The 23169-nt window shown below is 67.1% G+C and carries 27 protein-coding genes and 3 tRNA genes; 14 read left to right on the forward strand and 16 right to left on the reverse strand.

Features of this window, described 5'->3' with window-relative positions; genetic code table 11:
• The first annotated feature begins 19 nt into the window (after positions 1–19).
• From JOF45_RS10365 to JOF45_RS10385, 5 genes are all read left to right on the forward strand, one after another.
• On the forward strand, positions 20–508 hold the full coding sequence (locus JOF45_RS10365; protein ID WP_210049608.1) for a signal peptidase I: 489 nt from the start codon (positions 20–22) through the stop codon (positions 506–508).
• A gap of 169 nt (positions 509–677) precedes the next feature.
• The gene (locus tag JOF45_RS10370) at positions 678–998 is read left to right on the forward strand and encodes a hypothetical protein (protein WP_210049610.1); all 321 of its coding nucleotides are present in this window, start codon (positions 678–680) and stop codon (positions 996–998) included.
• 74 nt (positions 999–1072) lie between these two features.
• Positions 1073–1441 (forward strand): hypothetical protein, encoded by a 369-nt coding sequence (locus JOF45_RS10375; RefSeq protein ID WP_210049612.1) that lies wholly within the window; start codon positions 1073–1075, stop codon positions 1439–1441.
• Entirely contained in the window at positions 1408–2247 is an 840-nt protein-coding gene (locus tag JOF45_RS10380) for a hypothetical protein (protein WP_210049614.1), read from the forward strand. The genes JOF45_RS10375 and JOF45_RS10380 overlap by 34 nt, the downstream gene beginning before the upstream one ends.
• Positions 2248–2358: 111 nt before the next feature.
• Positions 2359–2691 carry a hypothetical protein gene (locus tag JOF45_RS10385; protein WP_210049616.1) on the forward strand — a complete coding sequence of 111 codons (333 nt, stop codon included), beginning with the start codon at positions 2359–2361 and terminating at the stop codon, positions 2689–2691.
• A gap of 17 nt (positions 2692–2708) precedes the next feature.
• Here the strand turns inward: JOF45_RS10385 and JOF45_RS10390 are convergent, their stop codons facing one another.
• From JOF45_RS10390 to fbaA, 9 genes are all read right to left on the reverse strand, one after another.
• The gene (locus tag JOF45_RS10390) at positions 2709–3998 is read right to left on the reverse strand and encodes an adenylosuccinate synthase (protein ID WP_210049618.1); all 1290 of its coding nucleotides are present in this window, start codon (positions 3996–3998) and stop codon (positions 2709–2711) included.
• Between the two features lie 171 nt (positions 3999–4169).
• On the reverse strand, positions 4170–4814 hold the full coding sequence (locus JOF45_RS10395; protein WP_210049620.1) for a thymidine kinase: 645 nt from the start codon (positions 4812–4814) through the stop codon (positions 4170–4172).
• Between the two features lie 3 nt (positions 4815–4817).
• A complete protein-coding gene (locus tag JOF45_RS10400) occupies positions 4818–5240 on the reverse strand; it encodes a DUF3151 domain-containing protein (protein WP_210049622.1) in 423 nt (140 codons plus the stop codon).
• A gap of 81 nt (positions 5241–5321) precedes the next feature.
• Positions 5322–6521, reverse strand: coding sequence for a PhnE/PtxC family ABC transporter permease (locus JOF45_RS10405; protein WP_245324204.1), 1200 nt, complete (start codon positions 6519–6521; stop codon positions 5322–5324).
• Positions 6521–7591: a PhnE/PtxC family ABC transporter permease gene (locus tag JOF45_RS10410; protein ID WP_210049624.1), complete on the reverse strand. Its 1071-nt coding sequence runs from the start codon at positions 7589–7591 to the stop codon at positions 6521–6523. Before JOF45_RS10410 ends, JOF45_RS10405 begins: the two co-directional genes overlap by 1 nt.
• Complete coding sequence (gene phnC / locus JOF45_RS10415) at positions 7588–8436, reverse strand: phosphonate ABC transporter ATP-binding protein (protein ID WP_342591466.1); 849 nt, start codon at positions 8434–8436, stop codon at positions 7588–7590. Before phnC ends, JOF45_RS10410 begins: the two co-directional genes overlap by 4 nt.
• A gap of 22 nt (positions 8437–8458) precedes the next feature.
• On the reverse strand, positions 8459–9508 hold the full coding sequence (locus JOF45_RS10420) for a phosphate/phosphite/phosphonate ABC transporter substrate-binding protein (protein WP_210049626.1): 1050 nt from the start codon (positions 9506–9508) through the stop codon (positions 8459–8461).
• Between the two features lie 156 nt (positions 9509–9664).
• Positions 9665–10504 carry an HAD family hydrolase gene (locus tag JOF45_RS10425; protein WP_210049628.1) on the reverse strand — a complete coding sequence of 280 codons (840 nt, stop codon included), beginning with the start codon at positions 10502–10504 and terminating at the stop codon, positions 9665–9667.
• 125 nt (positions 10505–10629) lie between these two features.
• Entirely contained in the window at positions 10630–11652 is a 1023-nt protein-coding gene (gene fbaA, locus JOF45_RS10430; protein ID WP_210049630.1) for a class II fructose-bisphosphate aldolase, read from the reverse strand.
• A gap of 168 nt (positions 11653–11820) precedes the next feature.
• On the opposite strand from fbaA, the gene JOF45_RS10435 reads away from it, so the two are divergent.
• Positions 11821–12234, forward strand: a complete 414-nt coding sequence (locus JOF45_RS10435; protein ID WP_210049632.1) for a hypothetical protein — start codon at positions 11821–11823, stop codon at positions 12232–12234.
• The gene (locus JOF45_RS10440; protein WP_210049634.1) at positions 12231–13049 is read left to right on the forward strand and encodes a Cof-type HAD-IIB family hydrolase; all 819 of its coding nucleotides are present in this window, start codon (positions 12231–12233) and stop codon (positions 13047–13049) included. Before JOF45_RS10435 ends, JOF45_RS10440 begins: the two co-directional genes overlap by 4 nt.
• A 44-nt stretch (positions 13050–13093) precedes the next feature.
• Here the strand turns inward: JOF45_RS10440 and JOF45_RS10445 are convergent, their stop codons facing one another.
• Both JOF45_RS10445 and JOF45_RS10450 read right to left on the reverse strand, forming a co-directional pair.
• Positions 13094–13408 carry an AzlD domain-containing protein gene (locus tag JOF45_RS10445; protein ID WP_210049636.1) on the reverse strand — a complete coding sequence of 105 codons (315 nt, stop codon included), beginning with the start codon at positions 13406–13408 and terminating at the stop codon, positions 13094–13096.
• Positions 13405–14118, reverse strand: coding sequence for an AzlC family ABC transporter permease (locus tag JOF45_RS10450; protein ID WP_210049638.1), 714 nt, complete (start codon positions 14116–14118; stop codon positions 13405–13407). The genes JOF45_RS10445 and JOF45_RS10450 overlap by 4 nt, the downstream gene beginning before the upstream one ends.
• A gap of 63 nt (positions 14119–14181) precedes the next feature.
• Between JOF45_RS10450 and JOF45_RS10455 the strand changes: the two genes are divergently transcribed.
• Complete coding sequence (locus tag JOF45_RS10455; RefSeq protein WP_245324205.1) at positions 14182–14634, forward strand: Lrp/AsnC family transcriptional regulator; 453 nt, start codon at positions 14182–14184, stop codon at positions 14632–14634.
• Between the two features lie 133 nt (positions 14635–14767).
• Here JOF45_RS10455 and putP read toward each other — a convergent pair whose 3' ends face one another.
• Both putP and JOF45_RS10465 read right to left on the reverse strand, forming a co-directional pair.
• Positions 14768–16261 (reverse strand): sodium/proline symporter PutP, encoded by a 1494-nt coding sequence (putP, locus tag JOF45_RS10460; protein WP_210049640.1) that lies wholly within the window; start codon positions 16259–16261, stop codon positions 14768–14770.
• Between the two features lie 68 nt (positions 16262–16329).
• Positions 16330–16947, reverse strand: a complete 618-nt coding sequence (locus JOF45_RS10465) for a TrmH family RNA methyltransferase (RefSeq protein ID WP_210049642.1) — start codon at positions 16945–16947, stop codon at positions 16330–16332.
• 31 nt (positions 16948–16978) lie between these two features.
• Between JOF45_RS10465 and JOF45_RS10470 the strand changes: the two genes are divergently transcribed.
• On the forward strand, positions 16979–18157 hold the full coding sequence (locus JOF45_RS10470) for a MalY/PatB family protein (RefSeq protein ID WP_210049645.1): 1179 nt from the start codon (positions 16979–16981) through the stop codon (positions 18155–18157).
• Positions 18158–18163: 6 nt separating this feature from the next.
• Positions 18164–18808 carry a hypothetical protein gene (locus JOF45_RS10475; RefSeq protein WP_210049647.1) on the forward strand — a complete coding sequence of 215 codons (645 nt, stop codon included), beginning with the start codon at positions 18164–18166 and terminating at the stop codon, positions 18806–18808.
• A 53-nt stretch (positions 18809–18861) separates the two neighbouring features.
• Here JOF45_RS10475 and JOF45_RS13650 read toward each other — a convergent pair whose 3' ends face one another.
• Together JOF45_RS13650 and JOF45_RS13655 are read right to left on the reverse strand one after the other, a co-directional pair.
• Positions 18862–19182 carry a trypsin-like serine protease gene (locus JOF45_RS13650; RefSeq protein WP_342591467.1) on the reverse strand — a complete coding sequence of 107 codons (321 nt, stop codon included), beginning with the start codon at positions 19180–19182 and terminating at the stop codon, positions 18862–18864.
• Between the two features lie 58 nt (positions 19183–19240).
• Entirely contained in the window at positions 19241–20389 is a 1149-nt protein-coding gene (locus tag JOF45_RS13655; RefSeq protein ID WP_342591468.1) for an MFS transporter, read from the reverse strand.
• 82 nt (positions 20390–20471) lie between these two features.
• Here JOF45_RS13655 and nadE point away from each other — a divergent pair, with 82 nt between their 5' ends.
• The 4 genes from nadE (at position 20472) to JOF45_RS10500 (ending at position 21734) form a co-directional block, all read left to right on the forward strand.
• Positions 20472–21296, forward strand: coding sequence for an ammonia-dependent NAD(+) synthetase (nadE, locus tag JOF45_RS10485; RefSeq protein ID WP_210049651.1), 825 nt, complete (start codon positions 20472–20474; stop codon positions 21294–21296).
• Between the two features lie 74 nt (positions 21297–21370).
• Positions 21371–21443: transfer RNA gene (locus JOF45_RS10490), tRNA-Glu, on the forward strand.
• Positions 21444–21533: 90 nt separating this feature from the next.
• Positions 21534–21607: transfer RNA gene (locus JOF45_RS10495), tRNA-Asp, on the forward strand.
• Positions 21608–21658: 51 nt separating this feature from the next.
• Positions 21659–21734 (forward strand) — tRNA-Phe (locus JOF45_RS10500).
• A gap of 337 nt (positions 21735–22071) precedes the next feature.
• Here the strand turns inward: JOF45_RS10500 and JOF45_RS10505 are convergent.
• Positions 22072–22404, reverse strand: a complete 333-nt coding sequence (locus JOF45_RS10505; protein WP_210049654.1) for a hypothetical protein — start codon at positions 22402–22404, stop codon at positions 22072–22074.
• Positions 22405–23169: the final 765 nt, after the last annotated feature.

Below are 23169 nucleotides of genomic sequence, written 5' to 3' on the forward strand. Positions count from 1 at the left end.
GCCGCGCTAGGCTGAGGCTATGAGGTTCGGACGGCTCATCGGGGAGGTGCTGCTGTGGCTGGCCTCGCTGGTGGGGCTGGCCTGCATCCTCCTGGTGGTCCTGGCCTGGACGTTCAACATCAGCCTCATCATGTTCCGCACCGGCTCCATGGAGCCCACCATCCCCAGCGGCTCTGTGGCGGTGGTCCGCGAGGTCCCCGCCGAGAGCGTGGAACGCGGCGAGATCCTCACCGTGGACCGGCCCGGCCAGCTGCCGGTCACCCACCGGGTCATCGACGTCCAGCCCGGGGACAGCTCGGGCGAACGGGTGATCAGGATGCAGGGCGACGCGAACGAGGTCGAAGACCCCCACCCCTACACGATCACTGAGGCGCGGACCTACCTCACCCACGTGCCCCATGTGGCGAACGCGGTGCATCAGATGAGCAACCCCTGGGTGCTGGGCGGCGTCACCCTGGCCGCCTCCGTGCTGGTCGGATGGGCGTTCTGGCCGCGCAGGCACACCTGATCCTCAGTCAGACCCTTGTGAAGCACCTCACGAATATCTAATCTGAGGAGGCAGAGGCCCGCTCACTCGCACGGGGCCTGCAGCGCAGCTGGCCTTCGACGCCGGCGCCCTGAATCCCGGCGGAACGGTCTCCGCCCCGCTGTGGATCCGCGCCGACGCGGTCACCACCGTGGCCGGAGTCGTCGGATCAGGCGGCATCACCGTGGATGCGGAGGGCGGCAACACCGACGCCCTCTCCTACTCGATCTACGCGATGAATGCCGACGCCACCTGCAGCGAGTCCCCCGAGGGAACTCCAGTGGCCACCGGTTCCACCCTCGGCTCCTCCACTGAGCTGAGCTCTGACCTCACCCTTGATCCCGGATCCGGGGAGGCCGCGGACACGGCAGTCCAGCTGTGCTTCGTCGTGGACGCCGCGGAGGAGGGCTTCGCGCAGGCCACTGAGACCAGCGCAGTGTGGACGGTCACCGCCACCAGCGTCGAAGACTGATGGTGCCCGCGCGACGTTCCCGAGCGGCGCCGCGACCTGGACAGAGCTCAGACGCCCCTGTCCCCGGTGTCAGCTTGCCTGAGGGCCGGACGGCGCGGCGGCATGCCGCGCGGAGACTGCGCTCCCGCCGTCTGCGTGCAGTGCTCGCGGACGAGTCCAATGGGCAGGGTCTCGGCCAGTGGCTGAGCTACTCCGCCCGGGTCATCGAAGCCGGCACGACCTGCGCCTCTGCGGTCTTCGAGAACGGAACGGGGACCGCCGTCGTCCCCCGCGGAAGCGCCGTCACCGCGAGTTCCGAGTCCAGCCAGGAGCTCGCCGAAGATCGGGGCAGCGTGGTCAGCTACTGCCTGGAGCTTACCCTCCCCGAGGACGCCCCGAACGAGGCGCAGGGCACTCAGGGGACACCCCTGTGGGAGTTCCGCGCCACCAATTCCCCGGAGTGACCATGTCTTCGCTGCTCTCCGCGATCCTGGCCGCCGCGACCCTGGCGACCTTCCCGCTGGGTTCTGCGCCCTCGTATCCCGAGGAGGTCGAGGTGCACACTGTGCGGGGCGAGCACGTCACGCTGATCACAGCCACTGTGCCGGAAGCGAAGACCAACCTCATCCCGGGACAGACAGCACGCTGGGATGTGGGCGTGCATGTCCATGCGCCTTCCGCCGGGACGATCTCCGCCGGGCTCTCCGTCTCCGGGGACTTCCCCCTGGAGGCCAGCGTCTACTCGTGTCCGGCGCCCTGGACGGCTCCTCCCACCGGCGAGGGTTCCATCGAGGAGGAGTGCCCCGCAGACCTGGAGGCGATGACAGTCTTCCGCCCGGTGCACCCCGGGCACGAGACCGACTGGGTGGGCAGCTTCTCCTCTGAGGAGGAGGAGCGCTGGCTGCGCGTCGAGGCCCGCATGCCGTTGGACTCTCCTCACGAGACGCAGAACTCCACGAGCAGACTGCGGTTCCACATCTCGGGGGACGGGCATGAGATATCCTCCGAGCTGCCGGGGGAATCTTCTCCCTCAGACGCGCCCGGTGCGGCGTCAGAAGCGGACCCGCTTGAGGGTTCCGAGAGGCCGGACGACTCCGCGGCAGGCTCACCAGATGCGGGGTCCGGTCCTGGTGAGACGCGCGCCCAGGCGCCCGGACGGCTCGCACAGACCGGCTTCTCCCTGCTCGCGCTGGTGGGAACCGGTCTGCTCTCTGTCCTGCTGGGCCGAGCCCTTCATCGCGGCTCGCAGGAGGTGAGGGACGATGCCTGAGCAGAACGCCCGCCGTCGTCGTCGCAGCGCCCGGTGGGCAGCCACTCTGCTGACGGGCGGGCTCATCCTGACCTCGGTGCAGGCCTCCGGTGCCGGCGCTCCGACCACGGAATGGACCGACGCCAGCTGGCCGGCGCGCAGACCATCGCGGGATCCGTCCAGGCCGGCGTGGTCCCCACTCCGACCAACGTCCGCTGCGTCGGCGGCGGTGTGCTCCAGAACCCCACAGTGCATTGGGAGATGCCCTCCGGGGCGACCTCCCCCACAGGGTTCCGCATCGAGTTCTACAACCGCGGACTGCTCGGCCAACGACTGGGCGAGTGGGTCTCGTGGGCGGTCTCGTCGTCTACTGCGCCTGACTCCCTCAGATCACCCTCGTTTTACCAACCGTTCCTAGGATTACCCCTGCGGATCCGGAGGGGTAATCCGAATCTGCCTTGGTAAGACGAGGGTGGAGGGATTCAGTCCTCGATCAGGTCATAGCGCTGGATGGTCTGCTCACGGCCCGGGCCCACGCCGATGCCGGAGATCCGCGTGCCGGACATCTTCTCCAGGGCCAGCACGTAGTTCTGCGCGTTGACCGGCAGGTCCTCCAGAGTCTGGGCCTCGGAGATGTCCTCGGTCCAGCCCTCGAAGTGCTCGAAGATCGGGGTGGCGTGGTGGAACTCGGTCTGGCTCATCGGCATCTCGTCGTGGCGCACACCGTCGATCTCGTAGGCGACGCAGACCGGGATCTGCTCGATGCCGGTCAGGACGTCGAGTTTGGTGAGGAAGTAGTCGGTGAACCCGTTGATGCGGGTGGCGTAGCGGGCCATCACGGCGTCGTACCAGCCGCAACGGCGCGGCCGACCGGTGTTCACACCGAACTCGCCGCCGGTCTTCTGCAGGTACTCGCCCCACTCGTCGAAGAGCTCCGTGGGGAACGGGCCGGCACCCACACGTGTGGTGTAGGCCTTCACGATGCCGATGGAGCGATTGATCCGAGTGGGCCCGATGCCGGATCCCACCGAGGCGCCCCCGGCCGTCGGGTTGGAGGAGGTCACGAACGGGTAGGTGCCGTGGTCCACGTCGAGGTAGGTGGCCTGGCCACCCTCCATGAGCACCACCTTCTCCTCATCCAGGGCGTCGTTGAGCAGGATGGTCGTGTCCACGACCATCGGGCGCAGCCGCTCGGCGAAGGACAGGAAGTACTCGGCGATCTCATCGACGGTGATCGCCCGGCGGTTGTACAGCTTGACCAGCAGCTCGTTCTTCTGACGCAGCGCGCCGTCGATCTTCTGCCGCAGGATGGACTCATCGAAGATGTCCTGGACGCGGATGCCCAGACGCCCCACCTTGTCCATATAGGTAGGTCCGATGCCGCGGCCAGTGGTGCCGATGGCCCGCTTGCCCAGGAAGCGCTCCGTGACCTTGTCCATCGTCTGGTGATACGGGGCCACCAGGTGGGCGTTGGCGGAGATGCGCAGCTTGGAAGTGTCCGCCCCGCGGGCCTGAAGGCCGTCGATCTCCTCGAACAGGGCCTCCAGGTTGACCACCACGCCGTTGCCGATGACCGGAGTGGCGTTGGGCGAGAGGATTCCGGCGGGCAGCAGCTTCAGCTCGAACTTCTCACCGCCGACCACCACCGTGTGCCCGGCGTTGTTGCCGCCGTTGGGCTTGACCACATAGTCCACGCGGGAGCCGAGAAGGTCAGTCGCCTTGCCTTTTCCTTCGTCGCCCCACTGGGCGCCGACGATCACGATGGCTGGCATGGAATTCCTCTCGACATGAAGCGGTCAGGTCCGGACACAGACCCGTTCGAGTCTATCAACGTTAGGGTGAGATCAATGGTTCCGGGGCCTCCCGAGGACATACACCCAGGAGCGGCGGCTCTTCCGATGAAGAGTTCCCGCCTCGCCGCCGATCAGCCGCGCCCGGTGGGTTCAGCCGAGGCGGCCTCCGCTGGCCTCCAGATAGCAGGCCGCGCAGAGCGACTCGTAGGTGACGTCAGCACCGTCGATGGCGACCTGGTCGCCGTCGAAGATGATCTCCTGACCCACTCGGCGCGCATTGAAGACCGCCTTGCTGCCGCAGCGGCAGATGGTCTTCAGCTCCTCCAGGGCGTGAGCCAGATCCATCAGGCGCGCAGACCCCGGGAAGGCACGGGTGCGGAAGTCGGTGCGGATGCCATAGGCCAGCACCGGCACCCCATCGAGCACGGCGATCCGCAGCAGGTCATCCACCTGCTCCTCGGTGAGGAACTGGGCCTCATCCACCAACAGGCAGGAGACCGGTTTGGTGCGCAGGGCCGCCCCTTCTGCGCCCAGGCCCTCCAGCAGAGTGCCTTGGGGGTCGACTTCGGCGTGCTGACGGAAGAGTTCGCGCAGCTCAGTGCCCGGCGGGATCAGAAAATCCACCGTGCGGGCCACTCCGAGCCGGGAGACGATCTCGTCCTCGCCTTTGGTGTCGATGGCTGGCTTGGCCAGCAGCACCCGCTGGCCGCGCTCCTCATAGTTGAAGGCCGCCTGGAGCAGTCCGGTGGACTTGCCGGAGTTCATCGCCCCATAGCGGAAATAGAGCTTGGCCACCGCTCAGCGCAGCTTGGCGAGCTCCTCCGGGGCGGAGGGGTCGCTGTCCTTGATGAGCTTCTCGATGCGGGTGACCTCCTCAGTCTCCCCGATGGCGGCCGCGGCCTGTCCCAGCGCACCCAGGGCACGCAGGAAGCCGCGATTGGGCTCGTGGGACCACGGCACCGGACCGGCACCGCGCCAACCGGATCCGCGCAGGGCATCCAGACCCCGGTGATAGCCCACCCGAGCGTAGGCGTAGCCCTCCACGGTGTAGCCCTGGTTCAGGGCCTCCTCGGCCAGCAGCGCCCAGACCAGCGAGGACTCGGGATGCTTGGCGGCCAGATCCACCGGCTCCTCCCCGGCGGCCAGGGACTCGGTGACTTCGGGCTCGGCCGGAAGCAGCGTGGGCTCCGGCTCCATCAGGTTCTGTCCGACGAGGCTCATGGGCTCATCCTAACGGTTCACCGTCGGCCCCCTGCCACCTCAGACATACCGTCTCAGACACGCCGCCTCACGCGTGCCCTCTCACACCGGGACTGCGGCAGCGCGGGTGTCTCCCGAACCGCCGTCGTCGTTTCCTGCGCTCTTGGCGGCCTTCTTCCGGCGCACAGTCGCGCCGTGGATGACGCGGTGCCGCACGAAGCCGGAGACCTGGTCCACCAGCATGGTGATCAGGATGATCACGAACAGGGTGATGCCGATGGCGTCCCACTCATAAGGACGCTGGCCGAAGAGCCCATTGGGCGGGCTGATCAGCCGGCCGATGCCGCCGGCGCCCAGTGCGCCCAGGATGGCGGAGGCGCGGATGTTGACCTCGAAGCGGTAGAGCCAGATCGCCAGCACCTCAGGCAGCACCTGCGGCAGCACCGCCCAGCGGATCCGCTGGAGGTGGGTGGCGCCCGAGGCCATGGCGGCCTCCAGCGGTCCGGGGTCCACCCCTTCGATGGCCTCGGAGATCAGCTTGGACAGCGTGCCGATGCTGCTGATGCCCAGTGCGAAGGCGCCTGCCATAGCACCGCCCATATTCGCCGGGCCCACACCGAGAAGGGGGATGAAGATCGCCACGGCGAAGACCAGCTCCGGCACCGCACGGATGACGGAGAGGATGAACCGCATGGGGATGTAGATCGCCAACGGAGTCATGTTCCGGGCTGCGAGGATGCCGCAGAACAGCGAGAACAGCGCGCCCACCAGTGTGCCGATCCAGGCGATGGCCACCGATTCCAGCATCGCGTCGAAGGCGTCGGCCCAGTGGCCCTGGGCCTCCTCATCCGGGACCTGGGCCACGCCGCCCACCATCTGCACGATGTAGTCCCACATCCGGAAGGGCATCTCGATCAGAGCGGAGAGCGTCATCCCGGTGCCCGCCGCGGAGGAGACGAACAGGACTCCGATGGAGATCAGAGCCAGGTTGTACCAGAACTTCGAGGGTCGCACGGGGCGCTGATCCAGGGCGTCCGGGGTGAACGCACGCTCGCCGGTCTTCAGCCGCTCGGTCTCCTTCGCCCGGCGCCTGCCGGTGGCCGCATAGGCCGCGCCGTAGACCGCCAGGGCGAGGGCGATCAGCCCTGTGCAGGCCGCCGAGCCCCACATGGCTCGACGGAAGACGTCCGAGGTCTCGGCGGCGGGGGCCGCGGTCAGCAGCACGGAGCCGGCGGCCACCAGCACGGCGAGGACCAGGGTCACCGCGATCTTCTGCCCGTAGGTCATCGATGCCTTCGTCATCACAGAAGCCTCTTCCTGATCCACAGTGAGAGCAGATCGACCGCCAGCACCACAGCCACCAGCGCCCACAGGATGGCTCCGACGTGCTCATACCCCTGGGACATGCGCCCGATCTGACGGCTCAGCTCGCCACCGATGCCGGCCACTCCGACGACGCCGAGCGCGGCCGAGGCACGGACGTTCAGTTCGAAGACGTAGAGGCTGTAGGAGATGAAGCTGGGCATCACCGCCGGCAGCACGGACCAGCGGTTGCGCTGCCAGAGGGTCGCTCCGGAGGCGTCGGCGGCCTCCAGCGGACCGGGCGCCACAGCGTCGATGGATTCGCCGAGCAGCTTCGCCACGATCCCGATGTTGAACATGATCAGCGCCAGCACTGCCGCCAGCGCACCGAAGCCGTAGGCGGTGCTGCCGATGAACGCGGCGAAGAGCAGCGCCCAGCCGACGTCGGGGATCGAGCGGACCACGGAGTTCAGGCTCTTGAAGCCCTGGCTGGTGGCCTTGTTCGGACTGGAGACCGGGGAGGCCACCATGGCCAGCAGCAGCCCGATGAAGCATCCCACGATCGTGGCCACCACGGCCATGCACAGGGTGATCAGCCATTCGCCCCAGATGGGCCGGGAGGTGCCGGCCACGTTCGAGAGGAAGAGATACGACCAGTCCGGGTTGAAGTAGCCCACCAGCTGCTCGCGGGTGCTGCCGCCGGTCAGCCGACCGGGCACCTCAGTGATGCGCTCCAGGAAGTAGATGCTGGAGCCGGCCCAGTAGGTGACGATCACGCAGGTCAGCGCGCCGAAGGCGCCCATGGCGCTGACCCGCGTGGCTCGGCAGAGCCCCAGGACGGCCAGCATCACCAGAAAGCCGATCAGCGGCCACTGCGGGGCCCAGAGCGTGGTGAAGCCCAGCGGCAGGAACAGCACTGCGGTGTCTTCGCGCGTCCACCAGAAGAAGGCGAAGGCCAGCACAGCGACGCCGACCAGCAGCAGGTAGGAGGAGAGCGAGGGCTTGGACGGCGAGGGTCTCTTCGAGGGGCCGGTGCTCAGTGCCGCCGGCCGGTCGGCCAGCTCGGTCACTGAGCCCCCTCGACGACGTCTTCCTGGCTGAGGGGCCGCTGGTAGACCTCTTGGATGACGGCGTCGGTGGCCTCCGCGGTGGGTCCGTCGAAGACGACTTCGCCGTCGCGCATGCCGATGATGCGGTCGGCGTAGTCCCGGGCGAGGTCCAGATGGTGCATGTTCACCACGCAGGTGATGCCCAGCTCGCTCTGGATCCGCCGCAGGTCCCCGAGGACCCTGCGCGCCGTGGGCGGGTCCAGGGAAGCCACGGGCTCATCGGCCAGGATGACCTCGGGGTCCTGGGCGATCACGCGGGCGATGGCCACGCGCTGCTGCTGACCGCCTGAGAGGGCGGCCGCACGGTTATAGGCCTTGTCGACGATCCCCACCCGCTCCAGGGACTGGAACGCGATCTCCCTGTCCTCGGGGCGGTACCAGCCCAGCAGCGAGCGCCAGGTGGGCGTCATCGCGGAGCGGCCGATCAGCACGTTGTTCAGCACGCTGATGCGGCCGACGTTGTTGAACTGCTGGAAGATCATGCCGACCCGTGAACGCAGTCGGCGCAGCTTGGCCTTGTTCCTCGGGTCCACCACAGTGTCGCCCACCGTCAGCGTGCCGTCGGTATAGGGCACCAGGCCGTTGACCGCGCGGATCAGCGTGGACTTCCCGGCTCCGGAGAGGCCGATGATCGCGACGAACTCACCCTGCTCGATGGTCAGGGAGATGTCGTTCAGGCCTTTGAAGCCGTTGGGGTAGACGACGTGGACGTTCTCGAAAGTGATCATGTGGGTAGGGTCCTCAGCACTGGAGGCGCGGACCCGGCGCTCGGCCGGACCGCGCCCCAGGTTCTCAGAGAATGTCACTGAGTTCAGTGAGCAGAACGAGTCACTCGCCGGCTTCGTCGCCGAAGTCGTTGTAGACCTCGCGGGCGACGTCCAGCGCGTCCTCGTCAGCCTCGGCCAGGCCCTCGATCTCGTAGACCTGGTACAGCGGGTCACCCTCGGTGCCCTCGTCCTCATCGCCGACCTCAACCTCTTCGCCGAAGGACAGGAAGGCCTCCTTCAGGACCTCCAGCTCGTCCTCGTCGAACTCATCGGATGCGACGATGCCGTCGTTCGGGATCGGTCCGGCCCAGGCGAAGACCACGAGCTCTTCGCCGACGTCGGGGTTCTCTTCGGCGATGTTCTCGCGGGCGTCGTCGAAGGAGGTGCCGATCGGGAACTCGCCGTTGTAGACGTTCTGCACGGCCTCGTCGTGGCCGCCGGAGAACTGGGCGTCCACCTCGACGCCGAGGTCGTTGAGCTGGGTCTGCGGGAAGTAGAAGCCGGAGGCGGAGCCTTCCTCCACGTAGGCCACCGGGGTGCCGTCCTCGATCAGCTCCAGGGCGTCCTCACCCATGGGGCCGTACTCAGCCATCTCGCCGGACTCTTCGTCGTAGATGCCGTTGCAGAAGGAGAAGCCGTTCTCGTCCTCGACGACGTCGTCCAGGCAGTAGGTGTCCGGGTCGTTGGTGAACCACTGGGTGACGTACTGGTCCTCGCCGTAGCGGATGGACTGGAGGATCGGGTGGCCGCCTGCCTCGTCCTCGGCCTGGATCATGCCCACCGGACCGGACATCAGCAGCTGCACGTCGCCGGCCTGCATGCCCTGGATGACGCCCAGGTAGCTGTCGGCGAAGAAGATCTCGACGTCGAAGCCGTCCAGTGCCTCGGAGAGCTGGTCCGCCAGCGCGTTGGCGTTCTCCTCCTCGGCCTCGGTGGCGGAGTCGGTGGCCGGGACCAGGCCGATGGTGATGGTGTCCACCGACTCGATGCCGGAATCACCGCCGCCTTCGCCGCCCTCGTTGTCGACGTCGCCCTCATCGCCGGCGCAGGCGGTCAGCCCCAGGGTCAGAACGCCTGCCAGCGCGAAGGCAGACTTGGTCGTGAAACGCATATGGATTTCCCTCTTTCCTCAAGATGCAGGTGAGCGGCCGCGACGGCCGCCTGCGCAGCGATCAGCCGGTGAGGCGCTGACAGGCGCAGTTATGAGCATCACTCTAGAGTGCGGCATGAGGGGCGACAACCTGGCACCGCGCAGTTGGATCAGCTGTCACCCAATGTTTACGTGGGTCATCTCCGTCAGCAGATCAGAGACCTGACTCCACTGCTGCACACGGCGAGTGGGATCACCCAGCCCGGTGCCGAAGCGGTCGATGAGCACCGTGGTGCCGCCCTGGGCGTGGACATGCTCCAGATCATTGCGCCAGATGTCCCCCACCGAGATGATCCGCTCCGGGACCACCTCCAGGCCGCCGTCGGCCCGAGCCGCCTGCTCCTGGGCGGCACGCACCGCGGCCGGCATGCCGAAGGGCTTCTGCGCCCCGTTGATCACTGCATCGAAGCTGTCGGTCAGCCCCAGATGCTGCAACCAGGGGCCGAAGGCATCGGCGGGAGAGTTGGTGATCAGCACGACGCCGGCCACCTCCCGCAGCTGAGCCAGCAGCTGTTCCACCCCCTGAGGGGCGTGGACGTCCGAGTGCTCCAGTCCGCGGGCCAGCAGAGCCCGGCGGCCCTGCGCAAAGGCGACGCCGGCCTCCTCATCGGTCAGTCCCGCCTGGACGGCGAGCAGCTGGACCAGCTGGTAGCCGTCCTGCAGGGGCCAGGAGGTCGGATGGGCTTTGGCCTTCCCCGCCTCCTGTGCCGCGGCTGAGCGGACGGCCTCCTGGTCCACGTGCAGCGGCCACCCCGAGGCGTCGTAGCGGATCTCGGAAGCGAGCAGGGTGTTCTGCGCGAAGGCACGCTCCACAGCCGCGCGGACCGTGCCGGCCTCGGGACCGTCCCTGCCCTGCTCAGCCAGGAGGCGATCGACCTCCTCGGCGTAGAAGAGCACCGGGTCATCGCCCAGGCAGAGAGTGCCGTCGAAGTCCAGGAGGATCAGCTGGTCGCGCATGCCAGTGATCTTGGCACACCCACAGAGACGAAATCACCCCGCCGATCTCCTGCGGGCCGCCCCAGAAGGGCGGGTCCGCAGGAGATCAGCGGGGTGATCCCAAGGGCGCGTGGACGCTCAGCGCATCATTTGACCGACTTGCCGGCCGAGCCCAGCCACTGCGCGGACTCGACGATGCGGGCGGCCATGGACTCCTCAGCCTTGGCGCCCCAGACGCGCGGGTCGTAGGTCTTCTTGTTGCCGACATCGCCGTCGACCTTCAGGACCCCGTCGTAGTTGGAGAACATGTGACCAGCCACCGGACGGGTGAAGGCGTACTGGGTGTCGGTGTCGATGTTCATCTTGATGGTGCCGTAGCTGACGGCGTCGCGGACCTCCTGCTCGGTGGAGCCGGAGCCGCCGTGGAAGACCAGGTCGAAGGGGCGGTCCTTGCCGTACTTCTCGCCGGCGGCGTCCTGGATCTCCTTGAGGATCTCCGGGCGCAGCTTCACGTTGCCCGGCTTGTAGACGCCGTGGACGTTGCCGAAGGTCAGCGCAGTGATATAGCGGCCCTTCTCCCCGGTGCCCAGAGCCTCGATGGTGGCGATGGCGTCCTCGACGGTGGAGTAGAGCTTCTCGTTGATCTCGTTCTCCACACCGTCCTCCTCGCCGCCGACGGTGCCGATCTCGACCTCGAGGATCTGCTTGGCGGCGGAGGTGCGCTCCAGCAGCTCTGCGGCGATGCGCAGGTTCTCCTCCAGGGTCTCTGCGGAGCCGTCCCACATGTGCGAGTTGAAGATCGGGTCGCGGCCTGCCTTGACCTCAGCCTCGGAGGCCTCCAGCAGCGGCAGGACGAAGCCGTCCAGCTTGTCCTTGGGGCAGTGGTCGGTGTGCAGGGCGATGTTCACCCCGTAGTTCTTGGCGACCTGCTTGGCGAAGGCGGCGAAGCCCAGCGAGCCGGCCACCATGTCCTTGATGGAGGCGCCGGACCAGTAGGCGGCACCACCGGTGGAGACCTGGATGATGCCGTCGGACTCCGCCTCGGCGAAACCGCGGATGGCGGCGTTCAGCGTCTGCGAGCTGGTGACGTTCACAGCCGGGTAGGCGTAGCCGCCGGACTTGGCGGCGTCGATCATCTCGTTGTACTTGTCCGGTGTTGCAATAGCCACGCTGAACTCCTTCAGGTCTGAATCGATGGCGGCGACGGCGTCGGTGCCCTCGCCCCCATCCTAACCAGCGGCCCCGAAGGGGTCACCCCGACAGCACCGCGTCCGACAGGTGAGCAGAGTGATCCAGCCCCTACGGAGCGGCGTCGGGCTCCTGTTAGGTTGGCGGGCATGAAACTCAGCCATCTCCCCGCACGAGTGACCGCCGGCGCCCTGATCCTGAACGCAGGACTGGACATCAAGAAGCTGCCCGATGAGGCGGCCGCCGGCATGCAGGACATGGGCGCCAACGGCGTTCCCCCGGTGAAGAAGCTCTCCCCCGGCACCTTCCGCAAGGCACTCTCCCGCAGCGAGGTGGCACTCGGCGCCGCCCTGCTGACCCCGTTCGTGCCCAGCTGGATGGCCGGCGCCGGCCTGGCCGGGTTCTCCGGCGCCCTGATGGCCATGTACTTCCGCACCCCGGAGATGACCAAGGAGGACGGCATCCGGCCCACAGAGGCAGGCACGCCGATCGCCAAGGACGCCATCATGTTCGGCACCGGTGTGACACTGATGCTGGATGACCTGATGAGGACCAAGAAGTGAGCACACCGCCCTTCGGGCTGCTGCTCGACGTCGACGGCCCCATCGCCTCCCCGGTCTCCCGGACGGTGGCGGTGGGGTCGATCGGCGGGGACCTGGCGGCCATGGCCAACGCCGGGATCCCCGTCATCTTCAACACCGGGCGTTCCGATGCGTTCATCGCCGAACAGGTGGTCCCGGTGCTGCGCGCGGCCGGACTGCAGTCCTCGACCCCTGTGCATACCGTGAGCGAGAAGGGCGCCGTCTGGGCCGAGGTCACCCCGCAGGGCCTGGGCGAGATCTCGGTGGACGAGGAGCTCCGACTGCCTGTTGCCCTCGGCGAGGAGGTCCGGCACCTGGTGGCCGAGCGCTTCTCGGAGCTGATGTTCTTCGACGAGACCAAGCGTGCGATGGTCTCCGTGGAGCAGCACGTGGAGGTCGCCTCGGAGGACTACCTGGCCGCCCAGAAGGAGTTCGACGCCGCCATAGGCGCCCTGCTGGAGAAGCGCGGCCTGGATGAGGTGCGGATCGACCCGACGATCATCTCCACGGATGTGGAGCACCAGCGCCTGGGCAAGGACCTAGGGGCGGCCCGGAGCCTGAGCCTGCTGGCCGAGCAGGGCATCCGCCCGCAGGCCTGGTACACCATGGGCGACTCACGCAGCGACTACAAGATGGCCGACTGGCTTCACGAGCAGGGTCACACTGTCAGCCATGTGGACGTGCGTCCGGCCGACGGCATCCCGGAGACCGAGTACCCGGTGCTGGTCTCCGAGTCCGGGGCCATCCATGATGAGGCCGGCGCAGAGTTCCTGAGTCGGTGGGCGGCGTCGCTGTGAACGCCTGACCGATTCCTGCGGGACCGGCCCCGACGACGCGATCGCTACTGGACGCCGAGCAGCCGCAGGCCTGCTGCGGCCGCGGCACCGACGAGCACCACGACGATGAACGGGGCCCGCAGCAGCAGGGCGACGGCGGCGGCCAGCAGCGCGCCGACGCGTGCGTCGAAGGAGAGGCCGTCGTCGCCGGAGAAGGTGTTCATCGCGACCAGCGCGGCCAGCAGCGCGACGGTGAGCACTCCGGAGATCTGAGTGACCAGCCGGTGCTGCAGCCAGGCGGCGGGCACCAGGTAGCCGATGATCTTGGTGGCGTAGGCGGCGGCGCAGGCCAGCAGGATCCACATCCACAGACTGCTCATGCGCGGCTCACCGCCTCCTGACGGCGGGCTGAGATCAGGCCCCAGATCACCGCGACGCCGGCGGCGATGAGGATCGGGATGCCCGCCGGCACCGCGGGCATGGTCAGCGTGGTCACCAGCGCGGCGAGCACCGCAAGGGCCCACGGCTCCTTGGAGCGCAGACGCGGCCAGAGCAGGGCGAGGAAGGCGGCGACCACGGCGCCGTCGAGCCCGAGGGCCTCCGGCTCGGCGATGTGGTCTCCGGCCACGGCCCCGATCACTGTGGCGATGTTCCAACCGATGTAGACGCCCACTCCGGTGATCCAGAAGCCGCGACGCCGCTCGGCCTGGGTCTGTTGAGCGGTGGCCACGGCCATCGACTCATCGATCGTGACCTGGGCGGCGCCGTACCGGGCGAGGCCGGTGGGGTTCAGCAGCGCCTTGAGCTGGACCGCGTAGATCGTGTTGCGCACCGACAGCAGCGTGGCCCCGGTGAACGCGGTGGCCGGAGAGCCGCCGGAGGCCAGCACCCCGATGAGGGCGAACTGCGATCCCCCGGTGAACATCAGCGCGCTCAGCGCCACGGTCTGCCAGAAGGTCAGCCCTGAGGCCACCGACAGGGCGCCGAAGGAGAGGCCGTAGAGCGCCACGGCGAAGGAGACGGAGAGCCCGGCGCGGGCGGCTGGGGTCAGACGCAGCAGGCGGCCGTCGTCCTTCGGAGCATCATGCACAGGGCAATAATAGTCAAAATATCAGGCGCAGAAATTGCCTCCGCGCGATGATATTCTCAGATTATGCGCAATAACCACTCGGTGAATGACTTGGACCGTGCGATCATTGCCGAGCTTCAGCGGGACGCTCGGCTGAGCAACACTGAACTGGCCCGGCGCGTGGGGCTGACCCCCGCCCCCTGCCTGCGTCGCGTACAGCGCTTGGAGAAGGACGGGGTGATCGAGGGGTACCACGCCGCGCTGAACCCCAAGGCCGCCGGACAGGGGTTCGAGGTGATCGTGGCGGTGGACATCGCCGTGAACAACACGGCCACTGTGCAGGACTTCGAGGCCGCCGCCGTCGCGGTGCCCGAAGTGACCGAGGTGCGGCGCATGTTCGGCCAGCCCGACTACTACCTGAGGGTCCAGGTGGCCGACGGTGAGGCCTACGAGGCGCTGAGCATCTCCACGCTCTCTCAGCTGCCGGCGGTCAGCCGGGTCCTGTCCCACCAGACCATGCGCCGCCTGAAGGGCTGAGCCTCCACCCCTCCCCTACAACCCTCGTTTTACCAAGCGATTTTCGCTTTACCCACCCGTATACGCGGGGGTAATCCGAATTCAGGGTGGTAAAACGAGGGTCAGAACAGCAGAGGGCCAGGACAGCAGAAGGTCAGGACTTGGCCTGCTCCACGGCCAGGTCGAACTCGCGCTCCAGCTCCGGGTCCTCGCGGAAGGTCAGCAGGCTGACCACGACGGCGACCAGCACGTTGGCCGCGAAGCCGGGGATGATCTCGTAGAGCGTCGCCCCGAAGACCTCCGGGCCGAAGGCCGACCACAGGAACACAGTGGCCGCACCGGCCACCATGCCCGCGAGGGCACCCCAGGCGCTGAGCCGCCGCCAGAACAGGGAGAGCAGGATGGCCGGCCCGAAGGAGGCCCCGAAGCCCGCCCAGGCGAAGGCCACCAGCTCCAGGATCGTTCCACCGGGGTTCAGCGCGAGCAGCACGCCCACCACGGCCACCAGCAGCACGCAGACCCGGCCCATCAGCAGCAGGCGCCGCGGGGAGGTTCTGCGCCCGAGCACCTGGTAGATGTCCTCCACGAAGGCCGAGGAGCTCACGATCAGCTGGCTGGAGACCGTGCTCATGATCGAGGCCAGCACGGCGGCGAAGACCAGGCCTACGACCAGCGGGTGCAGCAGGATCTGAGACAGCGCGAGGACCACATGTTCCGGGTTCTCCAGGCTGTGCTCGGTGTCGTTGAAGTAGGCCACACCCACCAGCCCGGCCACCACTGCTCCCAGCAGGGACAGCGCCATCCAGCCGATGCCGATCCGCCGGGCCGCCTTGGCCTCAGAGGGCCTGCGCAGCGCCATGAAGCGCACGATCACGTGGGGCTGGCCGAAGTAGCCCAGGCCCCAGGCCAGCGCGGAGACGACGCCGACCACAGTGGCCGCCGTCAGTGCCTCCCCGCCGATCAGCGAGAGCCGTGAGGGATCCACGTCCTCGATCACGGCCACAGCCTCGCCCACCCCGCCCAGGGAGAACAGGGCGATCACCGGCACGATGAGCAGGGCGAAGAGCATCATCGCACCCTGAACCACATCGGTCAGCGAGGCGCCCAGGAATCCGCCCAGCAGCGTGTAGAGCAGCGTGACGCCGGCGACGACGAACATGCCGGTCAGGTACGGGGTGTCGAAGGCCAGGCGGAAGAACTCGCCGCCGGCGACCATCATGGAGGCCACGTAGAAGGTGAAGAACACCAGCACGATCACCCCGGAGACGATGCGCAGCAGGCGGCTGCGGTCATGCAGCCGATTCTCGAAGAAGCTGGGGATGGTGATCGAGTTCTTCGCCACCTCGGTGTAGGAGCGCAGCCGCGGTGCCACGATCCGCCAGTTCAGATAGGCGCCCAGGGTCAGTCCGACGGCGATCCACGCCTCGATCAGGCCGGTCAGGTAGATAGCACCGGGCAGGCCCATCATGAGCCAGCCGGACATGTCCGAGGCGCCTGCGCTCAGCGCTGCCGCCCAGGAGGGCAGCCTGCGCCCGGCCAACAGATAGCCCTCATGGTCGTCGGTGCGCCGATAGGCGTAGATCCCGATGGCGATCATCACCGCGAAGTAGAGGATCAGCGCGACGACGAGGTAGGCCTGGTCAGACAAACGAACTCCTGGGACTGGCGGACAGTGAGCGGCACCACGTTACTCGAGAAACTCTGATTCCACTCAACTCACCCGAAGCGGTGCTGGCGCACCCAGGCATGCATGGCGACGCCGGCCGCCACCCCCGCGTTGATCGAACGCGTGGAGCCGAACTGAGCGATGGAGAGCGTGTCCCGCGAGGCCTGCCGGATCTCCTCGCTGAGTCCCGGTCCCTCCTGCCCGAAGACCAGCACGCAGCGTTTCGGCAGATCATAGGTCTCCAGCGGCACAGATTCGGGGAAGAGATCGACGCCGATCACCGGCAGCCCCTCCTGCTGCGCCCACTCGACGAAGTCCTCCACACTCGGGTGGTGCCTCACATGCTGGTAGCGGTCGGTGACCATCGCCCCGCGCCGGTTCCAGCGCCTCTTGCCGATGATGTGCACCTCGGCGGCCAGAAAGGCGTTGGCGGTGCGGACCACCGTGCCGATGTTGAAGTCGTGCTGCCAGTTCTCGATGGCCACGTGGAAGCCGTGCCGGCGTCGGTCCAGGTCAGCGACGATCGCCTCGCGGCTCCAGTACCGGTATTCGTCCACCACGTTGCGGCGGTCCCCGTCGCGCAGCAGCTCCGGATCCCAGTGCTCACCCTCCGGCCACGGGCCCTCCCGCGGCCCGACGCCGACCTCTCGCTGTTCTTCATCTGTCACACCGTCGAGCGTATCTGAGTAGGCTCAGAGCATGAGCCAGCTCCCCAATCCCCTGGAACAGCTCTCCCTCGATCAGCTCCGGCAGCGCCGCTCGGCGAAGTGGCGGGCCTTCGGCGATGACGTCCTGCCGCTGTGGGTGGCCGAGCAGGACGTGCCTCTGGCTGAGCCGGTGGCCCAGGCCCTGCACCGGGCGGTGGAGCTGGGCGACACCGGCTATCCCTTCTCCGGCGAGTTCGCGGAGTCGCTCTCCGAGTTCGCCTCCGCCCGCTGGGGCTGGAAGCCTGCGCTGACACAGATCCGCCCGGTGCGGGACGTGATGACCGGCGTCGTGGAGGCGCTGAAGCTGGTCACGGATCTGGCCGACACCGTGATCGTGAACTCCCCGGTCTATCCCCCGTTCTTCAACTATCCGCGCAGCGCCGGGATGCGGGTGGTCGAAGCTCCGCTGGGGGCCGACGGTCGGCTGGACCTTCAGATGTTGGAGGAATCGTTCAACCTGCGCACCCTGGGCGGCAGCGCGGCGTTTCTGCTGTGCAATCCGCATAACCCCACCGGTGCGGTGCATTCCCGGGAGGAGCTGGAGCAGGTCGCCCAGCTGGCCGAGAAGTACGGCATCCGGGTGGTCGCCGATGAGATCCACGCACCCCTGACCTACGACGCCGAGTTCGTCCCGTACCTGTCGGTGGATCCGCGCGGCTTCTCCGTGATGGCGGCGTCGAAGGCGTGGAACCTGGCGGGCACCAAGGCAGGTCTGCTGGTCGCCGGAGAGGAGGCCGTCGCCGAGCTGAGCGAACTGCCCCGGGAGGCGGCCCACGGCGCCAGCCACTTCGGGGTCATCGCCCAGACAGCGGCCTACCGCGAGGGTGGAGACTGGCTGGAGGCGCTGCTGGCGGGGCTGGACTCCAACCGGAGGCTGCTGGGCGAACTGCTCAGCGACCATCTTCCGGATCTGACCTGGACCGCCCCGCAGGGGACCTATCTGGCCTGGTTGGACTTCAGCGCCTACGGCTTTGAAGACGACGTGGCCGAAGGCGGCGAGGAGACCCCCATCAAGGGACCGGCCAAGTTCCTGCTGCAGCAGGCGAAGGTCGCGCTGACGGCGGGACATCCCTTCGGCACGGGCGGCGAGCGCCATGCGCGGCTGAACTTCGCCGCCTCCCAGCAGACCATCACCGAGGCTGTGGAACGGATGGGCGCAGCGCTGCGCTGAAGAACCATGTTCGCAGGATGGAGCCGCCGACGCCGGCAGAACAAGGTCAAGCCCGGCGACGGGCATCATCTCAAGGCCTTCCGCTGGTGGCATCTGGCCCACCGGTCACTGTTCCACCTGCGGATGGAGGGAAGCACTCGGGTCTACGCGGTCAGCCTGGACCACTTCGACCTCGACGAGAAGGCCCACCTGTACCTGGACGGGCGGCATGAGGCGGAGTCCACCCTGCCGGCCGCCTTCCCCGTGCCGGGCGGGCATATCGAGGTGGCGGCCTCGACCTTCGGGGTCAGGCGGATGCACTATGTGCCCCAGGAGGGCGGGCCGGAGCGGCAGCTGACCCCGGATGCGGACTCCAACGAGGGCTACCGGGCCCGCTTCGCGGCCCGGCATCCGCTGGCCAGCCGCATGATCGGCGTCGTGTCCCTGGTGGTTCTGGTGGTCGCGCTGGTGCTGGGCATCCCCCAGCTGCTCGAAGAGATCACCAGCATCGAGGCGGTGGCCGATGTGGTGGGGACCTTCAGCTCACCGCTGCATCTGCCGGTCTGGGCGAACACCGCGCTGGTCGTCGCCGCTGCTCTGGCCAGCTTTGAGCGGGCGCTGCGGCTGCGGCACAACTGGCTGCTGGACGGCGACGCCGACCTAGACCTCTGAAGCAGCCCTGGACCTCTGAAGCAGACCTGGATCCCTGAAGGGGCCTGCCCGCCTCAGAGCTGCGCGCTGATCTGGTCCGCGTAGCTGCTCACCCGGGCATAGACCCCGGGGTACCCGGCCTGCGCACAACCGTTGCCGAAGGAGACGACGCCGACCAGCTGATCGCCGACCACGAGCGGACCGCCCGAATCGCCCTGGCAGGCGTCCTGGCCCGCGGCCGGGAAGGCTGGATCATCAGCCAGCTCGATCGTCGGAGCATCGACGGCACGGTCCAGAGTGACCACGGCGATGTCATGGTCATGGGCCGTGTCGGAGTACTCGGGGTGGACCCAGACATCCTCGACGCCGGCCTGCTCCCCGCCCCTCGGCGGCACCCCGCGGAAGTGGATTTCTGCTGGGCTGTATCTCTGCTGGGCTGTATCTCTGCTGGGCTCAGGCTTCGCGGCCTCGAGTGACCAGGGGCATCGCTGCAGCGATGATGATCGCCGCCACCGCCATCGCGGCGAAGGCCCCGCTGTAGCCCGCGGCCCCGATGACAGCGCCCAGTGCCACTGCCCCGACGCCGAACCCTCCGTCATAGGCCACGTTCCAGACCGTGCTGGCCGCACCGGACTTGCCGGGACCGAACCGTTCCACGGTCACCACGAAGGAGTCGTTCTGCGCAGCCCCGAACCCTGCTCCCACCAGTGCCGAACCGAGCAGCAGAAGCGGCAGCGGACCCTGCAGGGAGAGGGCCAGCAGCCCCAGCCCAGCACCGGCGAGCAGAGTGGAGAGCACCACCAGCCGCCCGGCTCCTGAACGGCCGATGACTCCGGCGCCGAGGCGGCCCAGGATCAGTGCGATCGAGGCGACCAGCAGAGCCGTGGCGGCCTGGCCGGCGTCGGGACCCGCCAACGGCAGGAACGTGGTCAGCGCGCCGAAGGCGGCCGCGGTGAGGAGGAAGAGGAGCAGCGGAGGCAGGACCTTCCCCATGCCGGCCAGCGAGCTGAGTGAGAACTCGGTGCGCACTGCCGGCAGCAGCGCACTGAGCCCGGCCGCTGCCAGCGAGGCGATGCCCGCACCCCAGAAGACCACCTCGAAGCTGACCGTCTGAGCCACCCAGACACCACCGGAGAGGGCCCCGAGGTTGGGCAGAGCGGCCGCGGCCCCGTAGAGCGCGGCCACAGTGGAGAGCTTGCCCATGCCGGCCAGCTCGGCCAGCAGAGCAGCGCCGGCCACGACCATCATGGCGAACCCGATGCCGCGCACTGCGGTGATCAGCAGGATCCAGAGCAGGCCGTCGGAGAGGACGTAGAGCGGCGTCGGGGCTCCCAGGAGCACGGCGCCGAGGATGATCATCCCGCGCAGGCTCATCAGGCGGAACAGCCAGGGTGAGGCCATCTGCGCAGCCACGGTGGCACCCATCATCACCCCGGTGGTGGCTCCCACGGCCACGCTGGCAGCCCCACCGGCCGAGGCCCACAGCGGCACCACGGAGAGCAGCCCGGCGTAGTTGCCGAAGGCCAGGGCAGTGACCAGCAGCAACAGGGCCAGCCCACGGACGTCAGGGCTCTGCCACGGCTGCTCCTGGGGCTCACTCACCGACGATCACGCACCTATCGTAAGGGGACGCCGCCTCGCCACCTTCATTTCCAGGAAACTTCTGCGTGATTAGACTCGGGGCATGCGCGAGCTACAGTCTGAGATCGTCGAAGAGATGGGCGTCAAGCCGGAGATCGACCCGGCGGAGGAGGTGCGGCGCCGCACCGACTTCCTGGCGGAGTATCTGCAGTCGGTGGGAGCCCGGGGCTTCGTGCTCGGCATCTCCGGCGGCGTGGATTCCTCCCTGGCCGGCAAGCTGTGCCAGCTGGCGGTGGAGAAGCTGCGCGATCAGGGCGTGGACGCTTCCTTCCATGCCATGCGGCTTCCCCATGGCATCCAGAAGGATGAGGACGACGCCGCCCGCGCTCTGGAGTTCATCGGACCGGACCACACCCACACCTTCAACATCGAGAAGGCCGTCACCGGCGTCGATGTGGCCTTCACCGAGAGCTTCGGACGGAACCTGAGGGACTACCACCGCGGCAACGTGAAGGCCCGCCTGCGGATGACCGCTCAGTACGCAGTGGCCGGCGAACAGCAGGCATTGGTGGTCGGCACCGACCAGGGCGCGGAGTCCATCACCGGATTCTTCACCAAACACGGTGACGGCGGCGCCGACGTCCTGCCGCTGTTCACCTTGAACAAGCGCCAGGTCCGGCAGCTTCTGAAGCACCTGGGCGCCTCGGAGCCGCTCTACACCAAGGCCCCCACCGCCGATCTGCTCGATGAGAACCCCGGACAGCTGGATGAGGCCGAGCTGGGGATCAGCTACGACCACATCGACGACTACCTAGAGGGCCGCGAGATCCCGGCGGATGAGGCGGAGAAGCTGGAGAGGCGCTATCTGGCCACTCGCCATAAGCGCACTGTTCCAGTCTCGATCCAGGACCAGTGGTGGCGTGACTGATCTGCGCGTCCCACTGAATTTGCGCGCCCCTGGGAGTTGCCCCTAAACTCTTATAGGTTCCCACGAGGGTTCGCGCCCCCATCGTCTAGCGGCCTAGGACACCGCCCTTTCACGGCGGCGGCACGGGTTCGAATCCCGTTGGGGGTACTCTCCGCAGAGACCGGTCACCGATTTTGCGGAGGCGGAGAAAGCCTGGTAGAGTTTCTCCTCGTGCTGAACGGCACAACAGATGAATAAGGCCCTGTGGCGCAGTTGGTTAGCGCGCCGCCCTGTCACGGCGGAGGTCGCGGGTTCAAGTCCCGTCAGGGTCGCTCTCGCCAGAGCTGAGGCGCCAAGCTCGCGGTATGCTTGTTGGCGAGTATGGCTCTGTAGCTCAGTTGGTAGAGCGTTCGACTGAAAATCGAAAGGTCACCGGATCGACGCCGGTCGGAGCCACCAGAGCAGTAAGGCCCCGTTCCTCCTCGGAGGGACGGGGCCTTACTCGTGTCTCAACCGTTCACTGCTCGTTCCACCGGCCCAGAAGCTGCGTGGCCAACCGCTCGCCTTGTGACTCCCAGAACGCCTCAGCGATGTCCTGGCCTCGTACAGCTAGCTCCGCGGCCACTCCTCACCGACCCGACGGAGCCGCTGGTAGTCGGTGATTCGCTTGGCAAACCGGCACGTAGGGATCGGAACACAACCCAGGACAGTTCACCCTGTTCCTGCATCAGCCCCACAACTAAAGAGCGCTATCTCCGAAGTACTGGAGATAGCGCTCTCTAGATCAGGCTTCCAATTAATCGGTCACCCGCTCGGAGCGGGGCCTCTCAGCCTGATATGCGTGCCACAACGTCAGTACAAGCAACAAGCCATAGCCAATGTTGATCAGCATGCCGGTGGCCGTAACGACCCCTATCGAAGCGACCAAGAAGCCTAAAACCGGAGGCCAAGCGAAGTGAGCCCAACCCCGCGCGTAGGACAGTCCGGTCAAAATCATCGCGGCCAAAACTGTTGCGACCCCGTGATTCACCCATTGGTCACTGGTACCAATGGTTCCGGCAGCTGCGATACCAATACTCAACGAGCCGAGCAACAGAATCGCGAGGCTAGGTCCAAATTTGATCAGCATCACGGTCTCCTAACCTGAGAGATGTCTATCAGCAGCTGGATACCGGGAAGACCGTAATCGGATTAGTCGGCTTTGCAGCCATGCACGTGCTACCCACTGCTCCTGGGTCGTACGCATCGATCGCCTCTGACACTGCGAGGCCAGCTGCAGCGCATCCTATTCCGCCCCACACGTTAGCAATAAAGCCACAGGCCAGTGCGCCCACGCTTGTTCCAGTCGAGGCAGCCGACTGCCACTGGCTCACAGTGGCAGCTACGTAAGGTCCACTGCTCCAACCAACACTCCACATAGGCTGGATGGTCCCGGGGTCAACAGATGTGTCGATACTCCAGCCCAAAGTCACCCCGTCAACGGTCTTTTCATAGCGTTCACCCTCGCCCGAAACTTGTTCGAACCCTTCTGCTACCAGAATCTCTCGCTTCTCGTCTTCGGTAGCGGCGTTAGCGACGGTATCGAAAAGGCTTCCTTCTTCAGGGGCCGGCGCGTCGATTGCAGCCTGGGTGGTCGCTTCTACTTGCGCCGCAGAGGTCTGAGTTGGCGTGCCACTCGCCGAGGCTCCAGTTGCTGTTGCAAGCGGCAGGACAAGCGCCAGGGCAACCGTAGTTGACAGCTTAGTCAGGTTTCGGATCATCACATGTTTTCAAGTTGGATATGTTCATTCGATCTATACGCGTGCCTGCCGCATCCTGTCATTTCTGCAACTCGCTGTAAACACGAGCATTCGGCGGGTTTCCGCTTGGTGATGACCAGTCATGGGTCCTGCTC

The sequence above is a fragment of the Nesterenkonia lacusekhoensis genome (assembly GCF_017876395.1).
Lineage (GTDB): Bacteria > Actinomycetota > Actinomycetes > Actinomycetales > Micrococcaceae > Nesterenkonia > Nesterenkonia lacusekhoensis.